Raw genomic sequence first — 10,105 nt, 5'->3', positions numbered from 1 at the left:
GGCCTCGGGGAGGATGTCGGAGGTCGCCAGGTAGAGCAGGACCCCGCCGAAGAACCCGAGGTAAGCGCCGAGGAACTGCGCCGGAAGGGTGAACAGCAGGGTCGACGCGGCGCCCGCCACGGGGGCGAGCGCGTCGGCGGCGAGCATCAGGAAGGCGCGGCGGCGCCGGTTCCCGTACAGGTCGGTGATCGTGTACGTGTTGAAGCCGTCGGCGAAGTCGTGCGCGATGACCGCGATGGCCACGGCGGCGGCCATGCCGGTGTCCACCTGGAAGGCCGCGCCGATCGCGACGCCGTCCATGGCGCTGTGCCCGACGAGCGCCGCGGCCGCCGTGAGGCCCACCTGCGGGGCGCGGGTGCCGTCGGCGGGCCGGTGGCCGACCCGGCGGACGGCGAGGAGCCGTTCGACGAGGTGGGCGGCGAGGAAGCCGAGGACGAAGCAGAGCAGCGCGGCCGGTACCCCGAAGACCTCCCGCCCGGCGGCCGCCAGCGCCTCCGGGAGCAGGTCGAGACCGACGACGCCGAGCATCAGGCCGCCCGCGAGCCCGAGGACGAGGTGCTTGCGGTCGGTGACCCGGTGGGCGGTCCAGCCGCCGAGCAGCGTCATCAGGAACGCCCCCAGGGCGACGACGACCGGCACGGCTCCGCCCTCCTCACCGCTGCGCTGCTTCCCTTGTGCCCCGCCTCTCCTGCTTACCTGTACGTCGGCGTCGGCGCCCGCCGGGGCGTGGCGGCGGACGAGGTGCTGGCGCTGGTCGGGGAGGTGCTCGGCGGGGCCGTGCCCGTCGCGCTGGCGACCGCCGGGGCCAAGGCCCGGGAGCCGGGTCTGCTGGCGGCGGCCGCCCGGCTGGGGGTGCCGCTCCTGGCGTACGGCCCGGACGAGCTCGCCTCGGTGGCGGTGCCGAACCCCTCGGATGCCGCGCTCGCCGCCGTGGGCGCGCCCGGGGTGGCCGAGGCGGCGGCGCTGCTGGCGGCGGGCCCGGACGGCGTGCTGGTGGTGGCGAAACGGAAGACGGCCCGGGTGACCTGCGCCGTCGCACGCGGACCCGGGTGAGGGCGGCGCGCGGGGCGTCGTTACGGTGTTCTGCTGCGGGCTGCCCGCACCAGCCCTGTCGAACGGACGAAGAAGAGAAGGCGGCCCGCGGCCATGAACACACCCAGCGAACCCGATCTGCGCCATCACGGTGACGTCGAAGTGCGGGGCGGCGGCGCGGAGTTGACCGACCTCGCGGTCAATGTGCGCTCGGGTACGCCTCCGGAGTGGCTGCGGGAGCACGTCGCGGGTTCCCTGGACGGGCTCGCCGCCTACCCCGACGGGCGGGCGGCGCGGCGGGCCGTGGCCGAGCGGCACGGGCTGCCGGAGGAGCGGGTGCTGCTGACCGCGGGCGCCGCGGAGGCGTTCGTGCTGCTGGCGCGGGCCCTGCCGGTGCGACGGCCGGTGGTGGTCCACCCGCAGTTCACGGAGCCGGAGGCGGCACTGCGGGCGGCCGGGCACGAGGTGGAGCGGGTGCTGCTCGACCCGGAGGACGGCTTCCGCCTGGACCCGCGCGCGGTGCCGGGCGACGCGGACCTGGTCGTCGTCGGCAACCCCACCAACCCGACGTCCGTGCTGCACCCGGCGCAGACGCTGGCCCAGCTCGCCCGCCCGGGGCGGACCCTGGTCGTGGACGAGGCGTTCATGGACGCGGTACCGGGCGAGCGCGAGTCCCTCGCGTCCCGTACGGACCTGCCGGGTCTCGTGGTGCTGCGCAGCCTCACCAAGACGTGGGGTCTGGCGGGGCTGCGCATCGGCTACATCCTCGCCTCGCCCGGCGCGACGGCCCGGCTGGAGCGGGCGCAGCCGCTGTGGCCGGTGTCGTCCCCGGCGCTCGCGGCGGCGGAGGTGTGCAGCGCTCCCCCGGCGCTCGCGGAGGCCGCGCACGCGGCGCACCATCTGGCCTCGGACCGGGCGCACCTGCTGGCGGCGCTCTCCGCGTTCGAGGGCATCGAGGTGTTCGGGCCCGCCGCGGGGCCGTTCGTCCTCGTCCGTATGCCGAACGCGGTGGCGGTGCGGTCGCGGCTGCGGGGGCTGGGGTTCGCGGTGCGGCGGGGCGACACGTTCCCGGGCCTGGGCCCGGAGTACCTGCGACTGGCGGTGCGCGACCGGGCGACGACGGACCGCTTCGCGGAGGCGCTGACGCTGGCGCTGGCCGACCTGTAGGGGTTCTCGCCATTGCCTCTTGAACCGGGGCTGCGCCCCGGACCCCCCGAGCGGCTTCGCCGCTTGTCCTCAAACGCCGGACGGGCTGGATTCGGCCTGCCCGTCCAGCGTTCAGGGGAACTACTTACGGTTCGCTGCCCGGCGGCGGGCCATGACGAGCGCCCCGCCGCCCGTGGCCACGAGTACTGCCGCGGCCCCCACGACGTACGGCGTTGCGGAGCTGCCGCCCGTCTCGGCCAGGTTCTTCTCCGGTGTCCGTGCGGTCGTCTGCTGTGCGGTCTTCCGCTGGGGCTCCGCACCGTGCGCGTCGCCCGCCGCAGGTGTCTCGCACGTCGCCTCGGCGAGAGTGACCTCGCCCGAGACCGCGGCGACGTTCAGCTTCAGCGGGTTGACGGCCACGCGCAGGGACAGGGCGCTGGCGGCGGCCGTCCGGGACGTGGTGGTGGTCCTGGAGAGGTCCAGCCGCACTTCTCCCACACCCGGCACGTCGACCTTCGTCGTGCCGCCGGTGGTGAGCGTGGTCTTCCTGCCGAGCACGGTGACGCTGCCGAGCAGGTTCGACGTGGCGGTGGGCTTCTCGCCCGCCGCGCAGACGGCCTTGGACGTCACCTGCTGGACGTCGACGAGGGAGAGCAGCGGCAGGCCGGGGACGTGCACCCGGGCGTGCACGAGGTTGGTGTAGCCCTCCGCTCTGGTGCGGTCGGCCGTGGCGCGGGCGGTGGCGGCGTCGGCGCGCAGGACGTCCACCGGCTTGCCGCCCTCGACGCCGTCGAGGGCGAGGGTCAGCGCGGTCCTGTCCGCCGAGGCCCCGTCCGCGGGCGCGTGCACCTCGTTGAGCGAGGAGCGGAGCGGGACGCGGACGGTGTTGTTCAGCAGGGCGACGTCGAGTCCGGTGCGCAGGACGACCGCTCCGGCCTTGCCCTCGCCGCCCGTCCCGCCCGTGGTGCCCGTGATGCCTCCGGTGGCATGCGCGGGGCCCGCCACGGCGGTCGCGGTCGCGGCGGCCGTCGCCACGACGGCGGCGAGACGGCGTACGGGCATACGGCGTGCGGGCATGCCGAAGGAAGGCCTGGTGGTGCTGTACACGTGTGTGGAACCCCCACAAGAGGTGTGATGCCGCCGACGCGTCTATGGGGGACAGCGCGCGCCGACGGCGGGACCCCGTCATCGTTGCCCCCGGGAGGGTGAACGGGCGCCCCTCCGAGGGGACTTCACTCCAACGAGTAGGTTTCGCTGCCGTATTCGATTCACTCGGTGCGTGAGGTGACTCTCGTCCCTCACGTAACCCCTGTTCGGCAGATCAACAGATCACTAAGGTCCGCGGTATGTCGACCGAGCGGACCTCCCCGAAGCCGGCCGCCGCCGCGGCCGCCGACCCCGCCGACTCCGCCACGGACGTGCGGACGGCCCGGCTGGCCGTCACCGTCTTCCCGCTGCTGGTGCTCGCGGCGGGCGGGGTTGGGCTCGCGGCCCCCTCGCACTTCACCGGCTGGGCACCGGCGGTGCCGCAGTTGCTCGGCGTGGTGATGTTCACGATGGGGCTCACGCTGACGGCACCGGACTTCCGGGCCGTGGCCCGGCGGCCCTGGGCGGTGGGGCTCGGTCTCGTCGCCCACTACGTGATCATGCCGGGGCTCGGCTGGCTGGTGGCCAACGCCCTGGACCTGCCCCCGCAACTGGCCGCGGGGGTGATCCTGGTCGGGTGCGCGCCGAGCGGCACGGCGTCCAACGTGGTCACCTACCTCGCCCGGGGCGACGTCGCGCTGTCCGTCTCGGTCGCGACCGTCTCCACCCTGGTGGCCCCGCTGGTGACCCCGCCGCTGACGCTGCTGCTCGCCGACCGCTACCTGCACGTGGACGCGGGGGCGATGGTCACGGACATCCTCAAGACGGTGCTCGTGCCGGTCGTCGGCGGGGCGCTCGTGCGCTGGCTCTTCGGGAAGTATGTCAACCGGGTGCTGCGCGTCCTGCCGTGGCTGTCGGCGCTGACGGTCGCGGTGCTCGTGCTCATCGTGGTGTCGGGCAGTGCGGCCAGGCTCAAGGACGCGGCAGGGCTGGTGTTCCTCGCGGTCGTCCTGCACAACGCCCTCGGCCTGGCCCTCGGTTACGCGGCGGCGCGGCTGGCCGGGCTCGGTACGCCGGCGCGCCGCGCCATGTCCTTCGAGGTCGGCATGCAGAACTCGGGGCTCGCGGCGTCCCTCGCCACCGCGCACTTCAGTCCGGCGGCCGCGCTGCCCGCGGCCGTGTTCTCGGTGTGGCACAACGTCTCGGGCGCGGCCGTCGCCGCCTGGATGTCCCGCACGCGGCGGGAGGAGCGGTGACGGACGGAGGACGGGGGCCCGGCGGGCACCAAGGTCGCGTGGTCGTCGTCCCCCGACACCGCCCGGAGCGTACGCGAGACGGCCGCCCGGCCGTCCCCCACCACTGCACGCCCCCCGCGGCGGACAGTGGCGTGGTCGTCCCTGACTGTGCTGAGCTGCGCAAACACGGTGATCCTATTCCTTGAAACTGTCGTGCGGTTCATGCGAACAGCATTGCGAGAACGGGGCATTGGGCGCGTCAGCCTCAGCGGTGGACCCTCTCCACCGTGCGACGGATCCTCTTCTCATTCCTGGGTAAGACAACCCACACGGTGACATCACCCTCAAGGCCAGGCATTTCCGGGAAGTCTCGGCCGCGGATGCCGACCGGGCGCTGGAGGTGCCGGGGCGCGGGTGAGTGGGTAGGACGGGAGGGCCCCATGTGGGCAGTCGCCGCTTCCGTCACCGAGGAGCCCCATGGGAATCGAGCGCACCGAGCAGGGCCCCGCCGGCCACCACGCCGCCCTCGACAGGATCATGCAGATCGCGCTGGGCTTCCAGGCGTCGAAGGTCCTGCTCACGGCGGTCCGGCTCGGGCTGTTCACCGAGCTGGCCGCGGCTCCGCTCCCGTACGAGGAGCTGCGCTCCCGGCTCGGCCTGCACCCGCGGGCCGCGCGTGACTTCTTCGACGCGCTGGTGGCCCTCGGCCTGCTCGACCGTGACGAACGGGGCTACGCCAACACGCCCGCCGCCGCCCGCCACCTGGACCGCGAGCGGGCGGGCTACCTGGGCGGCTTCCTGGAGATGGCGGACGCCCGGCTCTACCGCTTCTGGGACACCCTCGCCGACGGGCTGCGCACGGGCGAGCCGCAGAACGAACTCAAGGACGGCGGCGAGGACTTCTTCGGCGTCCTCTACCAGGACCCGGAGCGGCTGGCCGAATTCCTGCGCGCCATAACGGGCCTGTCGATGCGCTCAGCCCACGCGCTGGCCGACACCGTCGACTGGTCGGCGCACCGCGTCGTCGCCGACATCGGCTGCGCGGAAGGCGGCACGCTCGGCCACCTGCTGCTGCGCCACCCGCACCTGCGGGGCATCGGCTTCGACCTGGAGCCCGTACGCCCCCACTTCGAGAGACGCGCCGAACGCTTCGGCCTCGCGGACCGGCTGGAGTTCCGCGGCGGCGACTTCTTCACCGACCCGCTCCCGCACGCCGACGTGCTGGTCTTCGGCCACATCCTGCACGACTGGGACCTGCCCGCCAAGCGGATGCTGCTGCGCAAGGCGTACGAGGCGCTGCCCGCGGGCGGCGTTGTCATCGTCTACGAGACCCTCGTCGACGACGCCCGCCACGCGAACGCGCCCGCGCTGCTGATGAGCCTCAACATACTGATCGAAACCACGGGAGGCTTCGACTACACGGGCTCCGACTGCCGCGAGTGGCTGGCGGAGGCAGGCTTCGCCGACAGCAGGGTACGACCACTGGCGGGCGCGGAGTCGATGGTGATCGCCCGGAAGTGACCGGCGCCCCGTAAGGGGCGCGGGGAACTGCGCGACAAACCCCCACCGGACCCGCAGCCGCACGCGGCGCGCAAGACGCCCCCCGGTAGGCGCACCCCCACACACAACAGGAAGCCGCACACACACCGGCGGAGCCAAAAAGCGAACCCCATAGGGTTCGCCCATGACCAAGGGCAACGCACTGCACATCAAAGGCCGCATCCTCGTCACCGACACCGACGTCCGCGACGAGTTGTGGGTCGTGGACGGCAGGATCACCTACGAACGTCCAGCCGGCGCCCGCGACGTCACCACGGTCGACGGCTGGGCGCTCCCCGGCCTCGTGGACGCCCACTGCCACGTGGGGCTCGACGCCCACGGGCCGGTCGACGCGTCGACCAGTGAGAAACAGGCCCTGACGGACCGCGACGCGGGCGCGCTGCTGCTGCGCGACGCGGGGTCCCCGTCGGACACGCGGTGGATCGACGACCGCGAGGACCTGCCGCGCATCGTCCGGGCGGGCCGTCACATCGCCCGGACCAGGCGCTACATCCGCAACTACGCGCACGAGATCGAGCCGGAGGACCTCGTCGCGTATGTGGCGCGCGAGGCGCGGCGCGGCGACGGCTGGGTCAAGCTCGTCGGCGACTGGATCGACCGGGAGTCGGGCGACCTGTCGTCCTGCTGGCCGCGCGGCGCGGTCGAGGCGGCCATCGCGGAGGCGCACCGGCTGGGCGCGCGGGTCACCGCGCACTGCTTCGCCGAGGAGTCCCTCGCGCCCCTGGTGGAGGCGGGCATCGACTGTGTCGAGCATGCGACGGGGCTGACGGAGGAGACGATTCCGCTGTTCGCCGAGCGAGGGGTGGCGATCGTGCCGACCCTGGTGAACATCGCGACGTTCCCGAAGCTCGCGCAGGGCGGCGAGGGGAAGTTCCCGCGCTGGGCGGACCACATGCGGCGGCTGCACGAGCGCCGGTACGCGACGGTGGGCGCCGCGTACGACGCGGGCATCCCGGTCTTCGTGGGCACGGACGCGGGCGGCTCGCTCGCGCACGGCCTGGTCGCGGAGGAGGTCGCCGAGCTGGTGAAGGCGGGCCTCCCGGCGTCGGCGGCGCTCTCCGCCGCCTCCTGGGGCGCCCGTGCCTGGCTCGGGCGCCCCGGTCTGGAGGAGGGCGCCCCCGCGGACCTGGTCGTCTACGACAGCGACCCCCGCGAGGACGTCAGGATCCTGGCCGCGCCCCGGCGCGTGGTGCTGCGCGGTCACGTGGTGCGCTGACGCGCCCTCCCGGGGCGTGCCGTGGTCAGCGCCCGGCCGCGCACGCGTGCACCACCTGGGCGAGGCGTGCGGTCTCCGGGGCGGCGCCGCCGGGGAAGGCGTAGCGGCGGCGGTTGTAGCCGAAGGCGAGGCCGCGGCTCGGGTCGGCGAAGGCCATCGAGCCCGCCGCGCCGCTGTGCCCGAAGGACCGCGCGCCCAGGAACGGGAACTTGTCCGAGACGGCGGCGAAGCCCAGACCGATGGCGCTGTGGAAGCGCCCGACCAGGTCGTAGCCCACGGAGTGGATCTGGGCGAAGTCGGCGGCCGTGTCCGGCGTCAGCAGCGGCTCCTTGCCGTCGACGCCACTGATGGCCGCCGCGTAGAGCTTGGCGAGGCCGCGCGCGGAGGCCATGCCGCCGACGGAGGCGGGGCCCTTCTCGCGGATGACCCGGTGGTTGGGCAGGGCCTCCAGCACGGTGGGCACGGGGTGGTTGAGGTTGAAGGTGACGCCGACGAGGCTCTCCGGACCGCCTGCCCCCTCCAGCAGCTGCTGCTTCTGCTCGGGCGTCGGGTCCATGGGCTGGATGTCGAGCACCCGGTGCTCCTGGTCCTCGGGCAGGCCCATGTAGAAGTCGATGCCGTGCGGGGCGCGGACCCGGGTCTCGTAGACCTCCTGCATCGTCAGGCCCGTGACGCGGCGCACGACTTCACCGGTGAGGGCGCCGATGGACAGGCCGTGGTAGCCGAAGGCGGTGCCGGGGCGCCAGTGCGGGCGCTGGGCCGCGAGGCGTTCGGCTATCACCCGGTCGTCCGCGAGCTCCTCCAGGGTGAGGCCGCCGTCGACACCGGGCACGCCCGCGCGGTGGGCCAGCAGCTCGCGCAGCGTGACGCCACCCTTGCCGTGGGCGGCGAACTCGGGCCAGTAGTGGCTCACCTTCTCGTCCAGGTCGAGGGTGCCGTCCTGGACGAGCATGGCCACGACGAGGTGGGCCGCGCCCTTGGTGGACGAGAAGACACCGGTGAGGGAGTCGGCGCCGATCTCCGGGCCGCCCCACAGGTCGACGACCTGCTGCCCGTCGACGTACGCGGCGAGCTGGGCCGCGTGTCCGCTGCGTTCCTCGGCGAGCGTGGCCTCGAACACCTCCCGCACCGCCTCGTAGCCCTTGGCCACGGTTCCCTGGGCTATGGCCTGCTCCGGCATGTGCGCTCCTCAAAGCTCGTCGTTCCACAGCTTGTCGATCAGCTTGTCGATCTTGTTGCGAGGAGTGGAGCGACGGGGACGGCACGGATATTCCGGTCCGCCCGACGTGAGGAACACCACCCTGTTTCGAACCCGGGTGCGGAGGGGGAGAACACCTCCCATGCCCACCCGCAGCCGCATCCTCCTCACCGGCGCCGCAGGCACCATCGGCACGTTCCTGCGCGAGGGCCTCCCCGCGTACGGCTACGAGCTGCGCTCCTTCGACCGCCGTCCCGTGCCGGACGCCCCCGGCGCAGTCGTCGCCGACCTCCACGACACCGAGGCCCTGCGCGCCGCGACGCGCGGCGTCGACGCGGTCGTGCACCTGGCGGGGATCCCCCTGGAGGCCCCCTTCGAGGACATCCTCCGCACCAACATCGAGGGCACCCACCGCGTGTACGAGGCCGCGCGCGAGGAGGGCGTACGGCGCGTGGTCCTCGCCTCCAGCAACCACGCGACCGGTTTCACGCCCCTCCCGGCCCCGGGCGAGCCCTTGATCCCCGACGCGGCGCCGCACCGGCCCGACACGTACTACGGCCTCTCCAAGTGCTTCGGCGAGGACCTCGCCGCCCTCTACTGGCACCGCCACGGCATCGAGTCGGTCTGCCTGCGCATCGGTTCCTGCTTCCGCGCGCCCCGGTCCGTGCGCATGCTGTCCACCTGGCTGAGCCCCGGCGACTGCGCCCGGCTGCTGCACGCGGCGCTGACCGCCGAGGGGATCGGCCACACCGTCGTCAACGCCAGCTCCGCCAACACCCGCGTCCGGTGGGACCTTTCCGGGGCCCGCGCGCTCGGCTACGAGCCCCGGGACGACTCGGAGCCGTACGCCGCCGCCCTGCTCGCCGCCGAGGGCGAGGGCCCGCGGCCGGGCTCCGCCTGGCTGGGCGGGGACTTCTGCACGGACAGCCCGCCCACGTTCCGGGCCGCGACGGGCCCTTGACGGCCCTGACGAAACGCTGGATTCCGGCCGTGAATTCGGCGTTCGAGTAATGGAACCGCAAAGCGCGGCCACTCGTTACCCGGAACATGACCGCTATGACACCTGGCTCGAACATCCCGCTCTCCGTCGCGCGCGTGACGGTGGACGTCACCGCCCCGGTGCGGCTCGACGTCTCGGGCCTGCTGCTCACCGCCGACGGCAAGGTGCGCTCCGACGACGACTTCGTCTTCTACAACCAGCCCTCCGGGCCCGGCGTGACCCACCGCGCCGCGTCCGGCTCCACGCCCGACGCGATCACCGTGGACACCGCCGCGGTGCCCGCCGACATCGAGAAGATCGTGGTGACGGCGAGCCCGGACGCCGCGGGGACGTCGTTCGCGGGCATCGAGCCCACCGCGACGGTGCGCAGCGCGGACGACGGCTCCGTGATCGCCACGTTCACCCCGCCGCGGCTGGGCGCGGAGACGGCGCTGGTGACCGTCGAGGTCTATCGGCGGGCGGGCGCCTGGAAGGTGCGTGCGGTCGGCCAGGGCTACGCGAACGGCCTGGCGGGCATCGCCACGGACTTCGGCGTGAGCGTGGAGGAGCCCGCGCAGCCCACGGCTCCCGCGGCCCCGGCCGCACCGGTGGCCCCGCCCGTGCCGCCGCAGGCGCCGTCCGCTCCCCAGTGG

At 73.8% G+C, this 10,105-nt stretch carries 10 protein-coding genes; 7 read left to right on the top strand and 3 right to left on the bottom strand.

Translation table 11 applies throughout. From position 1 onward, the window contains the following. Window positions 1-639: ZIP family metal transporter (locus tag K6I34_RS22875; RefSeq protein ID WP_229328204.1), on the bottom strand; the 639-nt coding region annotated here is incomplete at its 3' end. A gap of 33 nt (window positions 640-672) precedes the next feature. Here K6I34_RS22875 and K6I34_RS22870 point away from each other — a divergent pair. Together K6I34_RS22870 and cobC are read left to right on the top strand one after the other, a co-directional pair. Then, window positions 673-1,053, top strand: a complete 381-nt coding sequence (locus tag K6I34_RS22870; protein ID WP_229328203.1) for a cobalamin biosynthesis protein — start codon at window positions 673-675, stop codon at window positions 1,051-1,053. A 33-nt stretch (window positions 1,054-1,086) separates the two neighbouring features. Then, window positions 1,087-2,199 (top strand): Rv2231c family pyridoxal phosphate-dependent protein CobC, encoded by a 1,113-nt coding sequence (gene cobC / locus K6I34_RS22865; protein WP_275127132.1) that lies wholly within the window; start codon window positions 1,087-1,089, stop codon window positions 2,197-2,199. Window positions 2,200-2,319: 120 nt separating this feature from the next. Here the strand turns inward: cobC and K6I34_RS22860 are convergent, their stop codons facing one another. Next, window positions 2,320-3,255, bottom strand: a complete 936-nt coding sequence (locus tag K6I34_RS22860) for an SCO1860 family LAETG-anchored protein (RefSeq protein WP_229328201.1) — start codon at window positions 3,253-3,255, stop codon at window positions 2,320-2,322. Between the two features lie 269 nt (window positions 3,256-3,524). Between K6I34_RS22860 and K6I34_RS22855 the strand changes: the two genes are divergently transcribed. The 3 genes from K6I34_RS22855 (at window position 3,525) to K6I34_RS22845 (ending at window position 7,275) form a co-directional block, all read left to right on the top strand. Further along, window positions 3,525-4,520, top strand: a complete 996-nt coding sequence (locus tag K6I34_RS22855; protein WP_229328200.1) for a bile acid:sodium symporter family protein — start codon at window positions 3,525-3,527, stop codon at window positions 4,518-4,520. A 456-nt stretch (window positions 4,521-4,976) separates the two neighbouring features. Continuing rightward, a complete protein-coding gene (locus K6I34_RS22850; protein WP_229328199.1) occupies window positions 4,977-6,020 on the top strand; it encodes an acetylserotonin O-methyltransferase in 1,044 nt (347 codons plus the stop codon). Window positions 6,021-6,183: 163 nt separating this feature from the next. Then, window positions 6,184-7,275 carry an amidohydrolase family protein gene (locus K6I34_RS22845; RefSeq protein ID WP_229328198.1) on the top strand — a complete coding sequence of 364 codons (1,092 nt, stop codon included), beginning with the start codon at window positions 6,184-6,186 and terminating at the stop codon, window positions 7,273-7,275. Window positions 7,276-7,300: 25 nt separating this feature from the next. On the opposite strand, the gene K6I34_RS22840 is transcribed toward K6I34_RS22845, so the two are convergent. Further along, window positions 7,301-8,455, bottom strand: coding sequence for a serine hydrolase domain-containing protein (locus K6I34_RS22840; protein WP_229328197.1), 1,155 nt, complete (start codon window positions 8,453-8,455; stop codon window positions 7,301-7,303). A 160-nt stretch (window positions 8,456-8,615) separates the two neighbouring features. Between K6I34_RS22840 and K6I34_RS22835 the strand changes: the two genes are divergently transcribed. Together K6I34_RS22835 and K6I34_RS22830 are read left to right on the top strand one after the other, a co-directional pair. Continuing rightward, entirely contained in the window at window positions 8,616-9,434 is an 819-nt protein-coding gene (locus K6I34_RS22835) for an NAD(P)-dependent oxidoreductase (RefSeq protein WP_229328196.1), read from the top strand. 86 nt (window positions 9,435-9,520) lie between these two features. Continuing rightward, a partial coding sequence (locus K6I34_RS22830; protein WP_229328195.1) for a TerD family protein occupies window positions 9,521-10,105 on the top strand: 585 nt, incomplete at its 3' end.

This window comes from Streptomyces sp. UNOC14_S4, from assembly GCF_020740835.1.
GTDB lineage: Bacteria > Actinomycetota > Actinomycetes > Streptomycetales > Streptomycetaceae > Streptomyces.
Note: the sequence above shows the minus strand (reverse complement) of the source record. Positions and strands in the feature narration are given on the sequence as shown.

What these genes read in the sequence shown, in the direction of transcription:
- K6I34_RS22840 (WP_229328197.1), bottom strand. Translation starts at nt 8,455, where the DNA reads ATGCCGGAGCAGGCCATAGCCCAGGGAACCGTGGCCAAGGGCTACGAG.
- K6I34_RS22845 (WP_229328198.1), top strand. Translation starts at nt 6,184, where the DNA reads ATGACCAAGGGCAACGCACTGCACATCAAAGGCCGCATCCTCGTCACC.
- K6I34_RS22835 (WP_229328196.1), top strand. Translation starts at nt 8,616, where the DNA reads ATGCCCACCCGCAGCCGCATCCTCCTCACCGGCGCCGCAGGCACCATC.
- K6I34_RS22860 (WP_229328201.1), bottom strand. Translation starts at nt 3,255, where the DNA reads ATGCCCGCACGCCGTATGCCCGTACGCCGTCTCGCCGCCGTCGTGGCG.
- K6I34_RS22850 (WP_229328199.1), top strand. Translation starts at nt 4,977, where the DNA reads ATGGGAATCGAGCGCACCGAGCAGGGCCCCGCCGGCCACCACGCCGCC.
- K6I34_RS22855 (WP_229328200.1), top strand. Translation starts at nt 3,525, where the DNA reads ATGTCGACCGAGCGGACCTCCCCGAAGCCGGCCGCCGCCGCGGCCGCC.